This is a genomic window from Mycobacteroides sp. PCS013 (genome assembly GCF_049532645.1).
GTDB classification, from domain to species: domain Bacteria; phylum Actinomycetota; class Actinomycetes; order Mycobacteriales; family Mycobacteriaceae; genus Mycobacterium; species Mycobacterium gwanakae.
Map to the genome: position 1 here is coordinate 2,914,702 of NZ_CP150131.1, position 19,847 is coordinate 2,934,548.

The 19,847-nt window shown below is 62.6% G+C and carries 28 protein-coding genes and 1 pseudogene; 4 read left to right on the forward strand and 25 right to left on the reverse strand.

Annotated features, from left to right (window positions below; translation table 11 throughout):
- Positions 1 to 104: 104 nt before the first annotated feature.
- From RHO23_RS14465 to RHO23_RS14510, 10 genes are all read right to left on the reverse strand, one after another.
- On the reverse strand, positions 105 to 560 hold the full coding sequence (locus tag RHO23_RS14465) for a hypothetical protein (RefSeq protein ID WP_423488016.1): 456 nt from the start codon (positions 558 to 560) through the stop codon (positions 105 to 107).
- A 17-nt stretch (positions 561 to 577) separates the two neighbouring features.
- Positions 578 to 1,636 (reverse strand): hypothetical protein, encoded by a 1,059-nt coding sequence (locus tag RHO23_RS14470; protein ID WP_423488017.1) that lies wholly within the window; start codon positions 1,634 to 1,636, stop codon positions 578 to 580.
- Positions 1,633 to 2,073, reverse strand: a complete 441-nt coding sequence (locus RHO23_RS14475; RefSeq protein WP_423488018.1) for a hypothetical protein — start codon at positions 2,071 to 2,073, stop codon at positions 1,633 to 1,635. The genes RHO23_RS14470 and RHO23_RS14475 overlap by 4 nt, the downstream gene beginning before the upstream one ends.
- On the reverse strand, positions 2,070 to 2,297 hold the full coding sequence (locus RHO23_RS14480) for a hypothetical protein (protein ID WP_423488019.1): 228 nt from the start codon (positions 2,295 to 2,297) through the stop codon (positions 2,070 to 2,072). The genes RHO23_RS14475 and RHO23_RS14480 overlap by 4 nt, the downstream gene beginning before the upstream one ends.
- On the reverse strand, positions 2,294 to 2,521 hold the full coding sequence (locus RHO23_RS14485) for a hypothetical protein (RefSeq protein WP_423488020.1): 228 nt from the start codon (positions 2,519 to 2,521) through the stop codon (positions 2,294 to 2,296). Before RHO23_RS14485 ends, RHO23_RS14480 begins: the two co-directional genes overlap by 4 nt.
- The gene (locus RHO23_RS14490) at positions 2,518 to 2,964 is read right to left on the reverse strand and encodes a hypothetical protein (protein WP_423488021.1); all 447 of its coding nucleotides are present in this window, start codon (positions 2,962 to 2,964) and stop codon (positions 2,518 to 2,520) included. The genes RHO23_RS14485 and RHO23_RS14490 overlap by 4 nt, the downstream gene beginning before the upstream one ends.
- A 72-nt stretch (positions 2,965 to 3,036) precedes the next feature.
- Positions 3,037 to 3,324 carry a hypothetical protein gene (locus RHO23_RS14495; protein WP_423488022.1) on the reverse strand — a complete coding sequence of 96 codons (288 nt, stop codon included), beginning with the start codon at positions 3,322 to 3,324 and terminating at the stop codon, positions 3,037 to 3,039.
- Between the two features lie 105 nt (positions 3,325 to 3,429).
- Complete coding sequence (locus RHO23_RS14500; protein WP_423488023.1) at positions 3,430 to 3,663, reverse strand: hypothetical protein; 234 nt, start codon at positions 3,661 to 3,663, stop codon at positions 3,430 to 3,432.
- Positions 3,660 to 3,821, reverse strand: a complete 162-nt coding sequence (locus RHO23_RS14505; protein WP_423488024.1) for a hypothetical protein — start codon at positions 3,819 to 3,821, stop codon at positions 3,660 to 3,662. Before RHO23_RS14505 ends, RHO23_RS14500 begins: the two co-directional genes overlap by 4 nt.
- A 5-nt stretch (positions 3,822 to 3,826) precedes the next feature.
- Positions 3,827 to 4,114, reverse strand: a complete 288-nt coding sequence (locus tag RHO23_RS14510; protein ID WP_423488025.1) for a helix-turn-helix domain-containing protein — start codon at positions 4,112 to 4,114, stop codon at positions 3,827 to 3,829.
- Between the two features lie 199 nt (positions 4,115 to 4,313).
- Here RHO23_RS14510 and RHO23_RS14515 point away from each other — a divergent pair, with 199 nt between their 5' ends.
- Positions 4,314 to 4,781, forward strand: a complete 468-nt coding sequence (locus RHO23_RS14515) for a hypothetical protein (RefSeq protein WP_423488026.1) — start codon at positions 4,314 to 4,316, stop codon at positions 4,779 to 4,781.
- A gap of 75 nt (positions 4,782 to 4,856) precedes the next feature.
- On the forward strand, positions 4,857 to 5,324 hold the full coding sequence (locus tag RHO23_RS14520; protein WP_423488027.1) for a hypothetical protein: 468 nt from the start codon (positions 4,857 to 4,859) through the stop codon (positions 5,322 to 5,324).
- A 3-nt stretch (positions 5,325 to 5,327) separates the two neighbouring features.
- Here the strand turns inward: RHO23_RS14520 and RHO23_RS14525 are convergent, their stop codons facing one another.
- Both RHO23_RS14525 and RHO23_RS14530 read right to left on the reverse strand, forming a co-directional pair.
- Positions 5,328 to 5,750, reverse strand: coding sequence for a hypothetical protein (locus RHO23_RS14525; RefSeq protein ID WP_423489294.1), 423 nt, complete (start codon positions 5,748 to 5,750; stop codon positions 5,328 to 5,330).
- Positions 5,751 to 5,987: 237 nt separating this feature from the next.
- Positions 5,988 to 6,725: pseudogene (locus RHO23_RS14530) on the reverse strand (recombinase family protein); the annotation flags it as partial.
- A 49-nt stretch (positions 6,726 to 6,774) separates the two neighbouring features.
- Here RHO23_RS14530 and RHO23_RS14535 point away from each other — a divergent pair.
- A complete protein-coding gene (locus tag RHO23_RS14535) occupies positions 6,775 to 6,975 on the forward strand; it encodes a hypothetical protein (RefSeq protein ID WP_423488028.1) in 201 nt (66 codons plus the stop codon).
- Between the two features lie 49 nt (positions 6,976 to 7,024).
- Here the strand turns inward: RHO23_RS14535 and RHO23_RS14540 are convergent, their stop codons facing one another.
- The 6 genes from RHO23_RS14540 to RHO23_RS14565 all read right to left on the reverse strand — a co-directional run bounded on the left by RHO23_RS14540 (position 7,025) and on the right by RHO23_RS14565 (position 14,608).
- Positions 7,025 to 8,512 carry a serine/threonine-protein kinase gene (locus tag RHO23_RS14540; RefSeq protein WP_423487973.1) on the reverse strand — a complete coding sequence of 496 codons (1,488 nt, stop codon included), beginning with the start codon at positions 8,510 to 8,512 and terminating at the stop codon, positions 7,025 to 7,027.
- 91 nt (positions 8,513 to 8,603) lie between these two features.
- On the reverse strand, positions 8,604 to 9,266 hold the full coding sequence (locus RHO23_RS14545; protein WP_423487974.1) for a hypothetical protein: 663 nt from the start codon (positions 9,264 to 9,266) through the stop codon (positions 8,604 to 8,606).
- Positions 9,267 to 9,380: 114 nt separating this feature from the next.
- Entirely contained in the window at positions 9,381 to 9,836 is a 456-nt protein-coding gene (locus tag RHO23_RS14550) for a hypothetical protein (RefSeq protein WP_423487975.1), read from the reverse strand.
- Positions 9,837 to 9,845: 9 nt separating this feature from the next.
- Positions 9,846 to 10,340, reverse strand: a complete 495-nt coding sequence (locus tag RHO23_RS14555; RefSeq protein ID WP_423487976.1) for a hypothetical protein — start codon at positions 10,338 to 10,340, stop codon at positions 9,846 to 9,848.
- Between the two features lie 33 nt (positions 10,341 to 10,373).
- On the reverse strand, positions 10,374 to 14,321 hold the full coding sequence (locus RHO23_RS14560; RefSeq protein ID WP_423487977.1) for an alpha/beta hydrolase: 3,948 nt from the start codon (positions 14,319 to 14,321) through the stop codon (positions 10,374 to 10,376).
- The gene (locus RHO23_RS14565; protein WP_423487978.1) at positions 14,318 to 14,608 is read right to left on the reverse strand and encodes a WXG100 family type VII secretion target; all 291 of its coding nucleotides are present in this window, start codon (positions 14,606 to 14,608) and stop codon (positions 14,318 to 14,320) included. The genes RHO23_RS14560 and RHO23_RS14565 overlap by 4 nt, the downstream gene beginning before the upstream one ends.
- A 302-nt stretch (positions 14,609 to 14,910) precedes the next feature.
- Here RHO23_RS14565 and RHO23_RS14570 point away from each other — a divergent pair, with 302 nt between their 5' ends.
- Positions 14,911 to 15,156, forward strand: coding sequence for a helix-turn-helix domain-containing protein (locus RHO23_RS14570; RefSeq protein WP_423487979.1), 246 nt, complete (start codon positions 14,911 to 14,913; stop codon positions 15,154 to 15,156).
- A 23-nt stretch (positions 15,157 to 15,179) separates the two neighbouring features.
- On the opposite strand, the gene RHO23_RS14575 is transcribed toward RHO23_RS14570, so the two are convergent.
- The 7 genes from RHO23_RS14575 to RHO23_RS14605 all read right to left on the reverse strand — a co-directional run bounded on the left by RHO23_RS14575 (position 15,180) and on the right by RHO23_RS14605 (position 19,842).
- The gene (locus RHO23_RS14575) at positions 15,180 to 15,620 is read right to left on the reverse strand and encodes a hypothetical protein (RefSeq protein ID WP_423487980.1); all 441 of its coding nucleotides are present in this window, start codon (positions 15,618 to 15,620) and stop codon (positions 15,180 to 15,182) included.
- Entirely contained in the window at positions 15,617 to 15,841 is a 225-nt protein-coding gene (locus tag RHO23_RS14580) for a hypothetical protein (RefSeq protein WP_423487981.1), read from the reverse strand. Before RHO23_RS14580 ends, RHO23_RS14575 begins: the two co-directional genes overlap by 4 nt.
- Entirely contained in the window at positions 15,838 to 16,473 is a 636-nt protein-coding gene (locus tag RHO23_RS14585; RefSeq protein WP_423487982.1) for a M15 family metallopeptidase, read from the reverse strand. The genes RHO23_RS14580 and RHO23_RS14585 overlap by 4 nt, the downstream gene beginning before the upstream one ends.
- An 89-nt stretch (positions 16,474 to 16,562) precedes the next feature.
- A complete protein-coding gene (locus RHO23_RS14590; RefSeq protein ID WP_423487983.1) occupies positions 16,563 to 16,859 on the reverse strand; it encodes a DUF7572 family protein in 297 nt (98 codons plus the stop codon).
- A gap of 3 nt (positions 16,860 to 16,862) precedes the next feature.
- On the reverse strand, positions 16,863 to 18,287 hold the full coding sequence (locus RHO23_RS14595) for a hypothetical protein (RefSeq protein ID WP_423487984.1): 1,425 nt from the start codon (positions 18,285 to 18,287) through the stop codon (positions 16,863 to 16,865).
- A complete protein-coding gene (locus RHO23_RS14600) occupies positions 18,287 to 19,375 on the reverse strand; it encodes a hypothetical protein (protein WP_423487985.1) in 1,089 nt (362 codons plus the stop codon). Before RHO23_RS14600 ends, RHO23_RS14595 begins: the two co-directional genes overlap by 1 nt.
- The gene (locus RHO23_RS14605) at positions 19,372 to 19,842 is read right to left on the reverse strand and encodes a phage gene 29 protein family protein (RefSeq protein ID WP_423487986.1); all 471 of its coding nucleotides are present in this window, start codon (positions 19,840 to 19,842) and stop codon (positions 19,372 to 19,374) included. Before RHO23_RS14605 ends, RHO23_RS14600 begins: the two co-directional genes overlap by 4 nt.
- Positions 19,843 to 19,847 lie beyond the last annotated feature (5 nt).

Sequence of the window (19,847 nt, forward strand, 5' to 3'; positions counted from 1 at the left end):
AGTCTCCTTACCTGGTTGGTTGACACGTGATGAGATGGGTCGCTGGCCGTGGCGGGCGACAGCACTGGATCTCATCGCCCGCCACGGGTGCTACTGGGCAGCGATCACCAGGGCGGCTCGTCGTCGGACACCGGGCGCGACGACTGCGCCGAGGTGGTCGGCAACGTGCCGCCGCCCCGCTTGAGGCGAACGTCGAAGATCTTCGCCGTGCCATTGGAGGTCTTGACGAATTCGGTCAGCTCGATCTTGACCAGGTCGCCGACTTCCGGCGCCGCCTTACGGATCGCCTTCTTGAGGTTCACGCCACCGGCTGTCACCGAGACCTCTTCGCCTGCATCGAAGTCGGTCCGGTCACCGGACTTGTTGAACGACGCCGCACGCTCGGCGAGGACCAGGGTCAACTCCGGGCATGGACTCCCGTTGAAGTCAGTGCCGGTGCGATCTCCATACTCGGTGACCGTTCCGATGACCTTCTGGCCCTCGCGGTTGCCCCAGCCGATGAACGCGCCCGCAGGCACCTCGATCGGGTCGATGTCGTTCCAGTCCACATCTGCACTCATTGCGTATTTCCCTTTCTTTACTTACTTGTTCGCGCAAGCTGTTGCCTGCGTTCAAGGCATGCCGCCTTGAAGTCTTCGGTCAATTCACCGGCCGATTTGGCCTCTAGCCACACATCACGCAACGCATCGGCATTGCACGCCAACGTGATCCGCTCATGCAGCGATGGCGCTGCTTCGTTGAGTTCGACGCCGCGCCCCATCGGCATCAACTTCCGGCCCCGGCCCTTATCGCGTTTGGCCGCTGCGATCTTCAAATCAGCGCGGCCCTTCGCCAAGTCGGCGGACACCAGTTCGCAGCTGCGCGACATCATCGGCAGATGCACGACGATGCCCATCTTTTTGTCGTAACCCATTGCCTCTAGTCGTACTTCGGCCTGCACGTCATACGGGACGCTCTCGCTGTAGCCTCCGAGCTGCGCCTCGATCATGCGCGGACCAGGCCGCTCAAATACCTTGCCGGTCTTCAAGTCGACGATCTTCGGCTTGCCCTGAGCTTTGCCCATCTTCCGGTAGGTCGACACCCGATCCGGTGTGCCAGCGATCCGGTACCCGTCATGCACATGCATCTGCTCAACGAGATGGTGCCTCAAGCATCGGGTCGCCAAGTGGTAGGCGTCGGCGTCGCGTTTCGCCTCGGGTGGGACACGCTGGTAGTCCTTGATGTTTTCGTTGAACCACTGGCGCGGCATCATCTCGCCCCGGTCCATGGCGGCGGTGACCTCGTGCATCATCGAGCCCCACTCCTGCTCGATGTCCCGGCCGCCGAATCTGGCGGCACGCAACGCGATCGAGGTTAGGTCGCGGTCAGTTTCGGCGTTGAGCCATTCGGCCTTGAGGTCATCGCAGTCGCGCAGGCCCCGCAGCACGTGGCGTTCGGTCCAGATGCGCAGGCCTTCGCGGTTGTCCTCAAGGTGGTCGATGAAGTTGGTCACCCGCTGATATGCGACGCGCTTGCCGCCGCCCGCGGGCATGATCATCGGCTGGTTGTTGCCGTTGCGGATGACCCCGAAATGGTCGCGTTCGGCGATGTCACCGCCAGCGACCGTGACGTCCCAATCGATCTCTGTGGTGCTCATGATTGAGGCTCCCTGATGTCGAATAGTGCTGCGCCGCCGTTGTTTCGATCGGCTTCGTCTTGTTGCTTGCAGAGCTGACAGAGCATCTTGATGTTGTCCAGCGACAGGTTGTCGTCGTGGCCGTCGAGCGCGACCGCGACCAGGACCACCTTGCCGACACCGCCGCCGATGTCTTCGCCTTCACCCCACGGGCAAGCACGCGACGCAAGGTGCAGGTGTCCACATTCGCCCGCGCATTCGCAGTGGTTCTTGGCGCGGCGTTTGGCCTCGGCCACCGCGTCACGCCGGGCAGCGATCTTGCCCAGCTGCGCAGCCCGCCCCTGCGCCAATTCCCTAGTGGCATAAGACCGCTTCTCAGCGAACCCACCGTTGCCGAAGAGTCTGACGACACGATGGCGCCCGCCGATGACCTCACGCACCCCATAGCGGGTACTCATTGCCAGCCCCCGCCGCCCGCCTCAAAGGCGTACCCGATGGCCTTCAGAACGCCCACCGCGTCGGCACGGTCCGGCACGTCGAACATCGGTAGGTGCTCGGCGATACCGCTGGGGTCAACCGTCCACGTACCGCCTTGATCGAGACTGGCCGAGGCCAACGGCTCCTCCACACCGACAACACGTAAGTCCAAGCTGTCGCCGTCATCGTTGATGAGGTGGCTCATACCCACCGCCGCACGTAGCTCGCGGCGCTATTGCTCTTGATCGCCGCGATTGCCTCAGCCACCTCGGCGGCGAACTCTTGGGCGGCAGACTCATTGAGAGTCAGGGCCAATGAGTGATCTGTCGATGCCACCAACAGGGTTGTGCCATGTGCCTGTGCGCACAGATACACCTCGGCACTGACCTGAGTGACGACAACACCGGTGACAACCTTCGGGGCGCTCACAGCGTCGTCACCTGCACCTCGCGGGTGGCCTGCGAGGACCGCACGAGCACCTGCGCACCCTCGACAGCGTTGATGATCTGGGCGAGCACATCCAGATGCGCACCATGGCTGGTGATGTGCACTTGACGGCTGTTGAGGTCGGCCAGATGTGTAGCAAGACCGTTGATTTCAGCCAGCAGTGCACCATAGAACAAGTAGGTGTGCCGCTGGTCGATCGCCACCGGCCCGGCCTCGGCCTCCAACCCCGACATGTAGGCGGCGGCTATCGTCGCCAGCGCACTTTCCGTAGCCGCCACATCAGCGAAAAAGTGCGGCTTGTCTGTAGCTTGTGGGTTAGGGATGCGCCAGATACCGCCGCCTTCACACGTGGCCTCGGCAACCGTGAGGTCACCGACTCGTGCTTCAATCCGGTCAAGATGGTTGACGATAGTTACCTCAGGCACGATGGTTTCCCTTTTCTGGTAGTGGCGGTTTCTGGTTGCGCAGCTGCGCGGATAGGCGGGTTTCGGGCACGCTCATGACGGCGCCCCGGCGTCGCGGTATTCGACGAATTCGATGTAGTCAATGACGTTGTGACCCAGGCTGTCTCGCAGACGAACGGGCATGTGGTGGCGACCGAAACGTGGATAGACAACCGCCGCCTTGACGGCACCACTGGCCGCGTACCGCACATCGGCGATGCGCTCGCCATCCGGACTCACGTAGCGTCGGATGAATAGACCGACCGCCTCGCTGGTCCACTGGCCAGCGGCTGCGGCCCGCTCGATGGCCTTGCGCTCATTTCGGGTACTACGATGCGGCACGCCGCACCTCCTAGCGGGGTGTAGGTGAATGAGGGCGTCGGTGGCGGGAATTCTTTGGCGAGAGAACCGCCATCGACGTCTATTCAGTTGTCGTAAGACAATCGATTACGCTGATATACTTCTGTATTCGATTGCTGCCCATTCGATTTGGGCACGCTGTGTGCGCTGTAGGCGCAGCAGTGCCCGCATGACCTCATAGGCCGACAGAGGCACCGCGTTCGTCTCGGCGATCGAGGCCGCGATAGCGGTCAGCTCATGCGGACCGCTCTCCAGGGTCATACCCGCACGTGCGGCCAGATCGGCCAAAGTTGGGACAGCATCGGGGCGAGCGGTGGTCATGCCGAGACCTCCTGTCGTTCCACTGCCGCGCTTCGTGCGAATACCGTGCGGCGCAGCACGGCGATCTGCGTCGCTGTCAGCACACGGCCTTGCGCACGGGCGGCATCACGTTTGGCTGCAGCGGCAATCGCCGCCGCATCCGTTGCAGAAACAGCCATCACCGTTACCGCCCCGCCACGGTGGTCAGCAAGGTGCCTGTAGCCACCCCGAGAACACGTTCGATGGAGGCGACCATCGCCGGTGTGCACGAGGAGCGCTTACCCGAGACCAACAGGTGGATCATCTGGCGGCTGCACGCCACCTGCCGCGCCAACGCCGCCTGCGACAGGCCACTGCGCCGCAGATAAGCCACCAACAAGGGCCCATCAACGCTCACACTGCCGGGCACATCCCCCGCCATACTGTTGGACTTCATCACCGCTGTCATCACCGGCTGCCTCTCGTCATTCATCTGGATCTCGGATTCGTCAACAGTCTGACACCAATATCCGACAAACCAGGCGATCCTTGTTGACAACAAAGGCGGCACCGGCCTACTCTGACCACTGTTAGTGCAGATCACTGACCTGTTGACACGAAAGAGAACTGTTGACAACAAAGGGTTGACAGTCATCGTGAATCGGCCCGCCAACAAGGAAACGAGGCCCCCTGTGGCGCACGCTTTGAGCCGCTGGCTCAACGATCAGCTCGCCGCCTACCACTACACCGTCGCCGAGCTGGCCGAGAAGGCACAGATCTCGCGCACCTACGTCTACAAGCTGCTCAACGACGAACGCACCTACCTGCCACAAATGCCCAGCAGCGCCCTGTTGGCAGGTCTAGCCGACGCGTTCCCTGACGTTGACGAAGCCCTCGTGCGCTCCATCGCCCTACAAGCCACCGGCGCGGCCGACAATCCCGCCGCCAGCACCGAGGATCTGACCGAGGTAGTCACCAAAATCCCCACCGGGCTCCTACTCGCCGAACTCGCGCGCCGCGACGCCATGCTGCGCGATGCCGTCCAAGCACTGGCCGATGAACTCGACCAAGTCAACTACGACCGCGACAACATCAACGCCCTGCTACACACCCCCGAAAACGAAAATAGGCGGCACGCCCGCCGCCGCAAAACCCCCTGAAATTACACGAATGTAAGACAAAGACGCAGGTCAGGGTGGGTTTACTTGTCGGAGGCCCGCTCTACCGTGTGCGCCATGACCAACGTGGATACCCTCGACGCCCGCTACCACCCATGGCGACACCTCGGACAGCGCTACCCGAACATCCGGGTCATCTACACCGACCACCTGCCCGCCAAGACCCCGGCCCGCCACGACGGACGAATCATCTGGCTCTCCACCGACCTCGACCAAGCCGCACGGCGCAGCCGCATCGCGCACACCATCGTGCACCTGCAGCAACACCAGCACTGCAGCCCCGGTGGCGAGTTCGTCGCCGACACCACCGCCGCCTACCGTCTCATCGGCTTACCCGATTTGATTGACGCCTACCAGCGCCACCCGCACGGCAGCATCACTAAACTCGCAGCGCACCTCTGGGTCGACGAACACACCCTGGCACACCGGCTAGCCACCCTGGACCCCATCGAGACCGCCGAACTCGAACACCACACCAACGGCACCTGGACCCCACCAACCCTCGGCTCCGGCAACTCCCGCTAACCGTCAACGCCACTCAATCGCAACATCATCAGGATTAAACCTGCGAGTGCCTACCGTCGACTTCAGAATCGTCACCTTCGCCAACGACCGAATAACGTCACGCTTCTCAATCAACGTCAATCGATCCCACCGCAACCGCGCCTCCGGCCCCGCAAGTCTCTCCGCCAGGGGGTTGGACATCGCCACGTTAGCCTTGCTTTCCATCTCAGCAATCTCCGCCAACAAGCTGCCCTCAATGCGCATGAACGACTCCGGCGACACCTTCCCCTTCGACGCTAATTCCGCATACTCAGCCAACCGGTCGCGCAACACCTGCGCCTGTTCCAAGGCCGCTACCGATTCGCGATCATCACCACTGGCGAACACAGACGCGTCAACCGACGTCAGGAACGCTAGTACCGCTTCTTGAACACGCGTATCGACCAATTCCGCACGCCTGGCTACACAATTCCTAAGCGAACATAGATACCTAGGCCTGGAACTGCTTGACGGTGGAGCGAAGAATCGCATTACACCCCCACATACGCCACACACTGCAATCCCTGTCAATAGGTGTTTAACCTCACACCCCCTGTGAGTGACCCTGCGAGAGTCAGTCAGCAAGCGGACTAATTGACGGTGTTCTTCTTCGGAGATTAATGGCTCCCACGAAGCCTTTCCGATGACCACTCCTTGATGAATCCGAAGTCCCGCGTAGCTGGGCGACATCAATGTCTGCCGCAACTTCTGCGGCTTCCACTCCCCCGGCTGACCAGGCTTTCTCGTTGGTGCCGGGACTCCGCGTTCCTCTAGCTCCCTAACAATCGGCCACAAAGACTGACCGGCCAGAACCTTCTCGACCACCTCGCGAACAACTGGGGCCAACTGCTCGTCTGGAACCCACCCAATGGACCGACCGCTGACGGAATCCCGTTTAGTCCGATAACCCCAGATCGGGCGAGTTGGCGGACGGCCCGCCAACGCTGCTGCTCGCTTACCCCTGAGTACACGCTCACGGATCTGCTCAGCTTCTTTCTCCGCAAGCAATGCATCCAGGCCTGTTCCGAACCGGTCGTCACCCTGCGACAAATCGAACGTCCGCCCGCTGTAGGACCACAACACTCCACGCTCAAAGCACAGATCCCGAAGCTCTACATAGGCCCGGAGGTCACGCTGAGCCCTTGACGCCTCCCACGTCACCAACACGTCGCCAGGCGACAAGATCTCCTTCAACTTCAGATACGCTGGCCGGCCCTTACCCGAGAATCGGGATGCTCCAATATCGTTGTCGCACAATACTTCACGGACCATCCAACCCTGCCGATCGCACTCGGTCCGACATTCGCGCTCTTGATCATCCGTCGACCGCGACCGGCCCGACTGGTCGTTAGACACCCTCGTATAGATCACCGCAGTAGGCATGCCGTCAGCATAATCGATTAGTACCTATTATGAATGATGGTCGAAGCCGATGTCTGAAATAGGTATAGATGGCACTCGCGCGAAATTAGATCGTGAGCTGCGCTTTCTCGCCACGGTGCGTGAGGCTATCCGCACGCAAGTTGAACCCGGATCGATCATTCCTACGACAACGATCGACCGGCTCCTCGATGAACGCAACGCAGTCGGCGAAAAAGCCCACCCGGACGAACTCCCAACGGGCAGTGGCTGAGTTACGACCGAACAGCTAAGCCGGACCGTCATCGGCGCTGGTCCCGACTTTATGACGCAGGCACGACGCAGTAATCGTGTATCGGACCCTCGTGAAAATCCGCGAGATGGGCTCGGTCTAAACAGGCTTGGGTGATAGCGACAGTGCGTAGGTCACCCCGTTTTCCAATCTCGCTCAGAATTGAATCTTGATCCCAGACCGCGCATTTCCCTGCCGGTAAAGGGTATGAGCGGCAATGATCGCCGAGCGCCTGTTTCCAGTTCTCGGGTACGCAGCCGTGCTTTAACGCGTACATTCCTGGCTCTGTTCCGGGCTGGACCACCCAGTAGTTGAAGCAATTGCCAACTGGGTCGCTGAAGTCGCGCAGCCATGGCCCGTCCCAGTAGGGACGAACACCGCTCGTCGTGGTCGTAGTCGTCGCAATGGTGGTTGTTTCGGTAACAGTGTGCGTAGTCGCCCATGGCGCTGAGATTGGAGTCGTCGCCGCTGGTAGCGAAGGTGTTGTCCATGCCAACTGACTGGCACGCGCAGTATCGCTATCGCTGGTACCCGAGTACTTCTGGACGAGCGCGATGCCAGCCAGTAACACGGCAATACCGATGATGGGTACCAGAACAGAGGCCCGCAGTAGCGGCTTCGGTTGCCTGTATGTGTCGGCATGTGACTCAAGCGGAGCAGCAGGGGGCGACGGAGGTTTCCTAACTGCTGCGGCGGTACCTGCATCCCACGTTGGACGATCACTTTGTGCACATTCGGCCAGTGCGGCAGCGAAATCTCGGCAGCTGGGAAACCTATCGCCAGGGGTGGGTGCTAGCGCCTTGCCGATTACCGTATCGAATGAGGCTAATTCGGGCTTGATGGCGCCAAGGCGCGAACCCACAGCCATGTGCTCGCCGGTGAACAACTGAAACGCGGTCGCTGCCAGCGCATATTGATCTGCGCGCGCGTCGATCCGTGTGCCAGCGAGCTGTTCGGGGGCGGCGTATCCGAAGGTGCCCACCACCATGTTCGTGGCGGTCAAGCCGCCGCTATCTTCCAAACCACGCGCAATACCGAAATCAGCGAGGAATACTCGCCGTTGACCGGGGTGTGAATCAGTGATCAGGATGTTGGCGGGCTTCACATCTCGGTGCAAAAGATTGCGGGAGTGAGCGTAATCGAGAGCGTCCGCAACAGCGGTCACTATCTTGATCACATCGTCCTGAGCGAAACCGGCAGGATATTTGGTCTTCAGAAGCCGGGCGGTGTCCAGTCCGTCGATGTAGGCCATCGAAATCCACAATCGGCCCTCATACTCTCCGCAGTCGTGCACGCCAACGACGTTCGGATGCGCCAGCTGCGCGGCCAGGTTCGCCTCTCGCAGAAAGCGGGCACGCAAACCTGCGCTTTCCGCGTCCACATCGGCCCGCAGAATCTTCAGCGCCTCATCACGCTGCAGACGGGGGTGGCGAACTAGATACACCTCGCCCATGCCACCAGAGCCCAGCAGCCGCACAACCTCAAATCCCGCGAACAACTCACCCTTGCGCAACGGCATAACTTCAGACCCTAATCTGCGAATCGCGGTCGACGCGGATATATATCTAGCACTAACAGAAGATCTAAGCTAACGAAGAACGCGCGCATAATCAGTTCGTTCCCCCCGCAACCTCGGCGCCCGGCGCGGCTGGCGCCATGACTGTCAGAGCCAAAGTTAAATAATGCTCAGCTTCGGCTTCGTCATTCCAATCCCGTTGCGCAGTGGCAGCCATACTGCGAGCGAGTGTCACTACAGCGTTGGCGATCAAGTCCAGATCAGTCCATTCGGTGTCAGGGTCACCTTTTATCCATCCGGCTACTCGACGCCGCTGTGCGGCCGTTGGGGCAATCGGGTTGGCCTGCGCTTCGGTGAGCGGAGTCGACGGAGTAACCCGCACGAGCGGTAATTCCATGTCACGCGCCACGTCATTGATGAAGTAATTACCGTCGCGACTTTCGATGGCCTTCCCCCAACGCGAATATGCGGTCTGTTTTCCAATTCCTACACTGGCTCCAATATCGGCCCATGATGCCCCCATATCACGCGCCGACAAGACAATCTGTTCGATTTGAGCCGCTAGAGCTTTCTGCCACTGTGCGGCAAAGTCAAGAAGGTCAAGAGTCTGCTGACGGTCAGTCCTACCAGGCTCAACCGCCTGAGCCTCATGCAGGTAAAACACAAGGACGAGCCCAAGAGGGTCCACGTTCCGGTGTCGCGCAAGTGCGCGACCAAGCCGCTCAGCGGCGTCGTTGGTGTCAACATCTACGTTCATTGCGTAAACTTTATCAGACGATCGTATGATATTTGGTACGCAACCGCGTGGGTGCATTCGGTGGCAACATCCAGAGGTCGTCGACCTACCACGCCGAGCCCCTTGCTATTGTGGCTATCTCCCCCGTTGCAGAGGGTCCGCCGCTGGATCCCATTCCTGACCGTCCGCGCCGACATCGCGGCGCTTGACGGTTGGCGTCGGTGGGCGGATCAGTTTCTTCAACCCCGCCAAATCCGCGTATTGTGCACGCAATTCGCGCACACGCCCCGCGAGCATGGCATCACCGGATACATCCGCTGCGATCCGTGCGTACACCATGTCCAACTGTCGCAACGCTTCCACGTACGCGCTGGCATACGCCCGCTCAATGGCTCGGCTCAATGCCTCCGGTTCTACACTGACTGCTTCCGGACTCAAGTTCAGCTGTTGCAACTCCCCACGCACCGACACCGTCACCGTGCCGACTCTGGCCGCTGGGGGACGCTGAATCTCGACGGTCCCGGCAACCTTGTCGACCCAGCTGCCCAACCACCCAACAAGATCATCACCAGCCAACTCATCAAAACCCATGAGGATTGGTCAAGCCCGATGATGCGGGTCGTCGTACGACTGCGGCCCATCCTTGGTGATGATCGCGGGCATCAGCCCGTCATAGCGAGATTCTGGCGCCGGGAAGTAGGGCGACGTCCAACTCATGCTCACGCTGCCGCGAGCTCCACGATAAATGTCGAAGCGATACCCGTCTTGCGTACGTCCGAAAGCGGAGCGTGTCGGCGAGTCTGCAGGCTCTGCTGACTCGATCCAGCCCCAGGTGTTCCATACGTTGACGAAGGCATCGAACACCTCGTCTCCGGAGAGGTCACCGTAACCCCACACCCAATAACCCACGTCGAAGTTCCACTCCCCATTCGGGCCGACTGCACCGCTACCTGCGCTGAGTGGGCGGAATCCTGGCGCTTGGAATCCAACGATCCAGCCGTCAGGGAGGTGTTTGAGGGTCCCAACGATGTGCTCAGCAGTGCGTTGGCGCGCGAGTGCTTCGGTGAGCTTGGGGTGGATCTGCGGTGCGGTCATGTCGTATCCCATGGTAGTGACGTGCATGTGCTTCTAGCGCCGGATGCCTGCGATGATTTCGCCGATGATCTGCAGGCTCTTGCTGTCGTCTGCCCAGTAGGCGTGGGTGTGGGCCTTGATGCTGGCGGGTAGATGTTTGAGGGGCCAGGGGCCGGTTCTTTCGCTGATGCGTTCGGGGTGTGCTCCGAAGTCGTCTTTGTAGGTCAAGCGACCGTGCCCGATCGAGGTGCGATCGGCTGGCCCAAGGATGCGGATCGGATCGTTGGGATGGATCAGCCCCCATACGGGTGCCGACCCGGGTTGGAGTGGAACCCCTTGCAGGATGAGGTCTTCGACGGTGCGCGCGTGCATACCTGCCCCGCCGAGAGTGACCAGCGAGTGTGCGTTTAGTCCTGCGTCTTGGGCGGCTTCCCCGACGACGACCGCGCCATAGGAATGCCCGATCACGGTGCGATGCGCGTCCGGTATCTGGCTGGTGTGATCGAGGCGATCGAGGAAGTCGCGTAATCGTGGGGCCCCGGCTTCAGCGAAGCTGTCCCGCGCGGCACCTGGGAGAAGGGATTGCGGGGCACGGTAGTTCTGCCAATCCACCACCGCGACACCACTGCCTTCGCCCTCTAACCGCCGCTCGGCGCTGTACTGGAAGCGTCGGCTGACTTCCACGTAGCCAGTGTCCTTGGCGCTAGGGATGAGTTTGGTTGCGTCGGTGAATGTTCCGGGCACGAACACACCGGTGTGTGAGGCTAGATCGGGGTTACCGATCGAGACGATGGCGCGCCCATCGGTGGGTTCAAATCCGAGTAGGAACCGCTGTGGCTGGTTCAGGTGCTGCTGGACGGCTTCTTCGATGCTGCGATAGAGCGGATCATCGGGTACACGTTCCAGCCAATAGTTGAGTGCATCGCGGGCGTACTCGTCACACAAGCTAACGGGTAGACGGGCTTTGTCGCCGAACATGGGGTCTTGCCGGAACAGGTCCGTGCGTTGAGCAGGGTTCAGGTGATCCCACAGTTCACGCATCCGGCCCGGCTCGGTGGGCGCATCGGAGGCGCCGTCGATGAACTTCTGGACCCATTCGGGCCGCTCCCCGTGCGCCCCGAGAAGAGAACCGATGTCGGCGGGTGGTTTTGGTGGCTCACCGCCATCATGGCCGCGCCCGCCACCCGGGACGGGCTCTGCGGGACGCTCGGGGCCAGGACGCCCATTGGCTGCGTGGCGTTCGGCAGGTGCGGGTTCGTGTGCTCGGGCTGCTGCCGGGGTCGCTTCGCCCGGTGTGGTCTTGGCCAGGGAGGGTTTGGACTCCACCGGTGCGGGCGGCTCGTGTAGCGGACGGTTGGGGGTCAGCGGTTCGCGGATGGGTTCGCGCAGCGGTGTGATGGTGGACGGCTTGACGGGCTCTCCGTGCGCGGCAGGCGTACTGGGGGCGTGAGGCGTGGCGGGTGGCGCCGAATGCGGCGGCGCTGCTGGCCCGGCTGGCGCAGCGGGCACGGTGGGTGTCGCTGCGGGTGGTGTGTGCTCGCTTGCTGCGGGGGTGCGAGCGGGAACGGGTTCACCGTGCTCGGGCAGCGCGTTGTGTGGTGCGGGTGCGCGTTCGGGCGGGACCGGGCCGTCTGTGGGGCGCGGGGTTTCGCCGGGATGAGTCGGTGTGCGCTCGGCGGGTACGGGTTCGTGTGGGCGCTCACCCGGTGCCAGAGGGCGTTCGCCAGGTGGGGTGCCGTGCTCGCTGGGTGCGGTGGGCCGCTCGCCGGGGAGGTGGTCGCCGGGTGTGGGTGTGCGTTCGGTGAATTGGGGTGTGGTGGTTTCCGAGGGTCCGGGTCCGGGCCGATCCGGGGGCGTAGGATGCGCCGACGATGGGGCGGGTGTGTGTTCGGCGGGCCCGGCGAGCGCGGGCTCGGTGGCGCGTTCACCCACCGGCACGGGGCGCTCAGCCAGGGCGGGCACACCGTGTCCTGGTGCCTCGCTGTAGGCGGGGCCACCGTTGTGGCCGAGCAGCGCCGCGTCGTCAGCCGGTTTGGGCTCGGCGCGCTCCAGCGCGGGGGCGCCGCGATGTTCTGCTTGTGCCGGAACGCCGCTGCCCTCGGAAACGGGTTGGGCGATAGTGGGTTTGGTTTCAGCAGCCGGAACGCCGGGGTGTTCGAGGGCGCTGGGCTTAGGTTCGCTGATGGTGGCCGTTGGTGGGTGTATGTCGGTGGGCGGGCCGAGTTTGAGTTCGCCGGGGTTGATGCCGTCAGGCAGCTTTCCGAGTGTTTCGGTGATCTTGCTGGTCTGGGCTCCGATCTCGGCCACCGGGTTGATGGCGGCGGCGTCCCGACCGAGCGCAGTGGTGGTTTTGATTTCCGCGTTGGCCACGCCCCCACCGACGCGGGCCGCATCGGTGCCCACGGTGGCGGCCCTGGCCGCGCCGCCGCCGGGGACCAGGAACGTGGCGGCAGTGGTGAGGTTGTAGCCGACCGCCTCCCACGGGTCGCCTTTCTTGACGTCTTCCCAGTCCACCAGGGCTTTGACGGTTTCCAGGGTTTTGTCGGTCTGCCCACCAGGATCGGAGACAAGTTTGGAAATCTCGCGGGCGGTGGTGCCGACCGGATCTAACGCGCTCAGCCCGGTTTTCGCCAACCCGCCCCACGCCTGCTGTGCGCCCTGGGTGTCGTAAGCGAACCGGGTCGGGTCTAGCCCGGCCACATATGCCAGCGGGCCGGTGAACATGCCGGTGATGTTTTTCAGCGCCCCAGCATCCATACTCACCAACGCATTGATGACCGGAGCCGCCGAGGGAAACTCTTTGGACACCCAGTCTTTGATTGCGTCCTTGGCCGCATCGATCTGCGCCCCGATACCCAGCAGATCGGATTTACGGGCCTCAACCTGATTGCCGTGATTATCGAGCACGCCCTTGATGTCGCGGGCCACGGCCTTGATCTCCTCGATCGGTGATTCGCCGTGAAACAGAAAGTCGCCCAACGTGTCCAACATGTTCGACGGCGACAACCTCCGCAACAAATCCCGCACACTGTCTTGGGCGTGCTGCACCTCGTCGGCGAACCCTTCCAGCTCATGGGCGAGCTTGCCCGACAGCTGCGCCAGCTGAGTCAGCGAGGACGTGATGGTGTCGATCGCCTTACCGATGGTCTCGGCCTCGGGCATCGTCTGCGCCGAGATCCCGGCCTTAGCAGCCTGCATTTGTGCGGCGACCCGAGGAAGGGCCTGCCACAACGCTTTCCACGGCGCAGCCACTTCCCTAGCGCCGGATGGGTCGCCGTTGGGCCACACATCGCCGACGAAAAATTCGACCACCGACCACAGCGCCGGGGCCATCACCCCGCCCCCGTTAGCGTTGGAAATGCTCACAGAGATTTTCGGATGATGGGGTTTGGCCGGCATCGACACCGACGGGCTTGCTTGCGGGATGGTGGCGGCGGCATCGGCGAGGGCGTAGTTGGCTGCTGACACCCCGATCCCGTGCCCGACGGAGCTGGCAGCCCCGAGCGTTTGGAAGAGGGCCTCAACGATCTGGCGGGCGCTCGCGGTGTACTGCTCGCCGAAATTTTCCCCGGCATCGTCTTGGCCCGCATTGAAACTCAGGCGCGCACCGGAGAGGGCTTGTGCCGCAGCCCGCAACGCATCGGCAGCCTCGTCCACCGCTTTGCCGGAGGCGGCTAGCTGCGGCGGATCGACATCGAGCTGCGTCCCGCCCCCTGCTGACCACATGTCGGTGTTGCTTTTGGTGGCCTGCACATAGCCCTCGCGCGCCCCGTGTAGGTAGTCGACGATCTTGCCGACCATCTCACCGAGTTCACCGTTGGCGCTCACCCACTTGCCGGTCGCCTCATCGGCACTGGTGGCAGAGCGCCCGTCCCACGCCGCTGCCATCTTGTGTTGCCCGTCGCGGCCCTGCTCGACGGATTCACCGATCAGCGTCCGCAAGGCTGCGACCGCCTCGGCCATATCGGCCATCGCGGCCGGATCAACCCGAAACCGGGTCACAGGCGCTCGCTGGCCTCATGAAGGTGCTGTGCACTGTCGCGCGCCTTGGCCGTGGTGTTGGTCAAGGCTTTCGCCGAATCGGCGGCTTGTTCATGCCAACCGTCCCAGATCGGGGAGAACGAGGACGCCGCGCCCCCAGACCAGCCATGTCCCAGTACCGAGCGCACCCGTCCATCAGCGGTGCGCACGCCACCGCCCAGACGCTGTGCAACATCGGCGAGCAACGCAAACGCACTGGACAGGGCAGGGGCATCGATCCGCAACACCTCATCAGAAGGACCGCTCATGGCCGCACTCCTTCCCCGTTGCCCGCGCGGGCAGAAAAACTAGAACCGGGTGACACAGTTCACCCAAAGTTGACGATGAATGTAGTAGCCAATGCGGTCGCCGTCTAGCCAGACGGCGCAATTCAGGGCAGAGTTGACAGATTTGCCCGTGTGCGATCCCCGCCGCCGAATAGCGAGTACTGCGCATTTGCCGCCGCACCCGCTCGGTGCCATTGGGCCGGGGTGAGGATGGCACAGCTATAGCCGCCATAACGAATATCCTAAATTGGGATACAAGGTGGTGCAAGAGTGCGCTAGAACGCGTGGACAAGTCCATCGTGTCAGCCGAGTACCAGCGCCTGTGCGCGCTGCTGCGGCAGATGCGCGAACAAGCGGGCCTGACGCAGGTACACATAGCCGAACAATTAGATGTGCCACAGTCGTTCGTCAGCAAATACGAATCCGGCGAACGGCGCCTCGATGTCATCGAACTCGCACACGTCGCCACCGCCATGGGCACCACACTCGCAGCCATAGTCCAGGCGTGGGAGCAGGAAAGCACTATCTGAGCAACCCCTGGACCCATCGGCCCTCACGAGATCGTGATCGATGACAGGTCGATCACGGCGTCGGCAGTGTTGGGTGCGGTGAATTTTCGGGGTTTGAGGTGCCGGTCGTGGCTTTTGTTGAATACCACCTCGGAGAACTCGACCCGGTAGATCAATGCCTCGTCGGGTAGCTCGATGGCGGCGGTGTTGGCGACAAGCCAGATATCGGTTTGTGTCGCCGAGGTTTTCAACACACCATCATCGAGTCTGCCCACGACCGGGCACAGGATTTCGATGTGTGGTGCGCCGTCGATCGTGGCCACGACTTCGGGGTATTCGATGTTATTGACCAGTGGGGTTAGGGTGACTCTGGCGTTGATGCCTTTGCGGTCGGGCACCAGGTTCTCGTCGACCTCGTCGGTGACTACCGCATCCATGAAGCCGGTGAGCCTGAAGTACTCCAGGCCGGGTGTCGGTGTCGTCACTGTCGCCCCTCCTCTTCATCGGTGGGCGCGCTGCTGCGGGGGAGGTGGGCGGTGGCGACGATCTGGCCGCCCACAACGAATATCGTTGAGATCAGGTTCAACCACAGCGGCGCGGCTTTCTCATCGACGATGTTGTAGTAAAGCATCAGCGAAAACAGTGCGACCGCTACCGAATACAGCCACAGCCGCACTTTCGGCGAGAGCAGTTCTTTGCATTTCATTTGGACCACACCTTGTCGCGCAGTGTCATACCTTTCGATGCCCAGGCTGGGTCACCGGGGCCAAGTTGGGCGGCGATGTATTCGAGCAGCTCGCGGTCGGACAGATCCTGCGGGAAGCTCTTCTGAACCGGGGCTGGCGGCTGGCTTGGCGTATAGATGCCGAGGAATCCGGCGCGGAGCTTGGCCGCGAACGCGTCGTTGCGTGTGTCGCCCTCGGGCCATGCCATCTGGTAGTGCATTTCGTCGGCACGGTTCCAGTCCGCACCCCAATACACCGCTCCTTCAAAGAGTTTGAGTCCCGCACGGACTTTAGCGATGCGGGCGGCGGGCATCGTGCGGTCACCCCACGGGTACTTGGGTGCGTTGATGTCCACGGCGGTGCCCGCCAGGTGATTCGAGTTGGCGACGTCGTTGGTGGCTGACCAGCCCCACACTGGGGAGGTGATTTCTTCGACGTTGCGGTCATACCAGTACAGCCAGGCGCCCAGGATAGTGAGCGGTGCCCCCGTGCGCAGCGGCGCAGTGTCAACCAGGTACAGCTCGGGGATGCGCACGATGTCGCATTCGTCGCGGTTGCACATGCGCCAGCGGTTCTCCGAGTAGGTGTTGCCGTAGGCGGTGCGAAAACTCATGGTGTGCCTTTCTTTTAGGGTACAAAGAAGACCCCCGTGCGGATGTCACGGAGGCCGAGTTGGGGTTGGCGGCGATGCCGCGTGTGTTGTTAGGTGATCGAGTGCCCGAGGGCCTCTAGCGCCTCGGTGTGTGTCGTGCCGGGTGCGAATTCGTAGAGGCGTTCCAAGCTTGTAGCGCAGGCGTTTTCATCGACTGCGATGACCACGGTGGGCCGCTGTGTGTACGTGTATGGGGCGCCGCGGGTGATCTCGTCTACGTGCCGGTCGTGGCGCTCTTCGGGGGTGTCGATGTCAATGACGACATACGACCCGTCCGCTAGGCGGTAGTGCTTACAGCCTGCGGGCCATGTGCTCAAATCAGTCGGTATTTCAACAGCTTTCACCATTTTCTATCCTGTCTTGTAGATGATGAATGCGACACCGTTAGGCGCGGTCCCTGGCTGGCCCGCTACTTGGGATGAGCCCACCGAGCCGCCGCCTACTGCGGCACCGCCGCCGCCAGAGCCGCCGCCGGGGTAGCCGCCGTTGCCGCCTTTACCGCCCGTCTTGGTCCCCGAGCCGGTGGAACCGTTGCCGCCGCCACCACCGCCGCCACCACCGCCTGCCTTGGTCGGGCCGGTTAGCGACGCTGGACCCCCGTCTCCGCCAGCGGTGGCGGTGCCTGACCCGCCTGTCTTACCCGCACCGCCTGCACCCCCAGCGGCCAGCGGCGTGCTACCTCCTGGTTGCCCCGCACTGCCAGCCGAACCCGTGGCCTGCCCCCCAGCACCACCCTTACCGGGTGTGGAGGAAGCCGGGGTGAATCCGGCGATCGTGGATATGCCGGAGCCGTTCGGCGACGAGGCCACCAGCGAGCCAATCGAGGTAATGGCGCCGTTAGCTCCATTGGTGGTTGCCCCGGTCCCGACCGTGACCGAAAGCGACGCCGGTACGTCTGCCGGTGCGATCTGCTGGGCAATGTAGCCACCCGAGGAGCCTTCGACGCCGCCAAGCCTTACATCGGAGTTGGTGGCCGAGGTGGTGCCAGGCATGGCCTTGCCGCCGCCACCAATGCAGATGCCCCACCATTCAATGAGGTTGGCGGGCTTGGTCCATGTGCCATTGGACGTGAAGGTGTCGACGGTGTAGCCGCCGATGACGGCTTGCTTGATCGCCGCAATCGTCTGCTGCACCTCGACGGGTGTCCCGGCTGCCTGATCACTGCCGAACCAGGTGTTGAAGATGTTCTGCGCGACATGCGTGACCCCAGAAAGCGCGTCGCTGGCGGCTGATTGTGCGGCGTTGGCAAGGGAATTGGCGTTACTGGCGGCTGATTGGGCATTGCCTGCAGTCGTCTGCGCGCTCGATGCCGCCGATTGTGCGGAGGTGGCGGTGTTGCGGACTCCGAACACCGAATTGAACAAGTCCGTGATGAACGAGTTGCCTGGCGTCGGCGCTGAGCCGCCCGTGGCGCCGTTGCGTATCGCGTCGAGGGCGCCCCGGATGAATGAGCCTGCGTCGCCTGCGTCGCTGTCGGGGTTGCCGGTGATGATCTCGAAGAAGTCGCCCAGGACCGGGATGTTTTCGACGCGCTCTTGCAAGTCCGCAATCGAGGCCCACTTGCCGCCGAGAAAGTCGCGCAGCTCTTCTAGTGGGTTGTCGGTCTGACCGAGGATGGTCTGCAAGACACGCTGCCCGAGTCCCCACAGGGGGCCGAGAGCGTCACCGAATACCTTTCCGGCGTCGCCGAGTTCAGCCTCCCATCCGAGCAGGTTTTTCAGCGGGTTGTGGTCGTCGTCCGGTACATGCCTGTCAAAGGCCCCGTTACGCGCCATCAGCTCGCCGGGAGCACCACGATGTCGGCTTGAGCACCAGCGTTGTTGAACGAATAGGCGCCGCTGCCGCCGATCTTGACCAGCGAGAAGTAGATGGTGGCCTGAGCGCCCGTGGAGCCCGCCACGATGCGGCCTACGTTGGTTCCGGGGGCGAATGCGCGTGATGGGCTGCCAGCGTCCGAGGTGTGCGCCCCGAAGTTGGCTTCGGCCATCTGCGTTAGGCCGTCCATGTTCATGCCCGAGAACAGTGAGCGGGATAGCAGAACGCCCGTGGCGGGGTCGCCGAGGCGGGCCTCGACGATCACCTGCGCCGAGGAGAACAGTTCGCGCTTCCAGATGAGATGGCCCGACACCCGAGGGACCACGTCTATCTCGTAGGGCGGCACGGTGAAGGTGGCGATCTGTTGGCGATTGGCCGATCCGCCTGGGCTGTAGTTGTTGAAGAGCTGTTCAGGGACCGAGTACAGCTCCCCTGCCATCGGGTTGATGTCTTGGGAGGTGATCCCGCCGCCTGCGCGGATGACGAGGGCCTGGCCGACCTGTGTGCCGCCTGCGGGGGTGTGGAAGTCGCCAGCGTCGAGAATGCGGGCGTTGTCCCCGGTGTCGCCCTTGAGGGTGGGCACCTTGAGGTGAATGTGCGGGTCCTCGGGCGTGCCGGACGGAATTGCCTCGAAGGGGTCAGTCGGCCCTACCGATTCACCGGACATCGTCAGCCTCGGCGTCACGCCCGGAGGTCCGGCCCAGCCCATTGGGCGTACCAGCCAGTCGTTGCCGATCCATACGTGCGCCATGTTGTTGATCCACCACGCGCGGTTGGCGTCGGTCTCATCGAGGTTGGTAGGTAGGTCGGCGGGATCGGTGATCGAGGAGTCCTGCCAGATGACGGCCTTGCCTGGTGTGCCGGGATCGCCCTTGTCGCCTTTGATCGCTTCGAGGGTGACCACGCCATCGGGTCCGAGCAGGGTGAAGGTTCCGCCGATGCCGGGCGGATCGCCCGGATTGCGGACCATGGCGTAGAACTTGAGCAGCGCAGGGTGTTCCCCGAGATATACGGGTTCGGTGGGCAGGGGGTCAGTGACACCGATCATTGCGTTACCCCTTCTGGGTTGTCGTCGGGTGTGAATGTGCGTGTGGCACCGCCCAATTCCTGTAGGCGGTTGACGAGTCGGTCGCGGACTCCGGCGCTCAGTGATCCGGCGCGCTCGATGAGAAGCTCTTCGATTTCCTTGGCGACCTGTTCGGCTTCGTCTTGCGGGTCATCGGGGGTGTCGATGGACACCCATTCGTGAGCGCCCTTGAACATGCCGGTCTGATCGCGGTAGGGGCGACGCTTGATCAAAGCCTTCTCGGGCACGACGCGTACGCCTGCGAGGGCGAAGTGAAAGCACCACGACTTGAGCAGATCGGGCAGCATGCCGAGGGTTTGACCACCGGGGCCGATGCCGTCTAACGCTGCCTGATACAGCTCCTCGATTACGTCGTTGACCTCGATGGCCTGCTCGCGCGTCAGCTTGTAGTTCGGTGGGTTCATCAGTTTTCTTGCAGGACCGGCCATCTGGG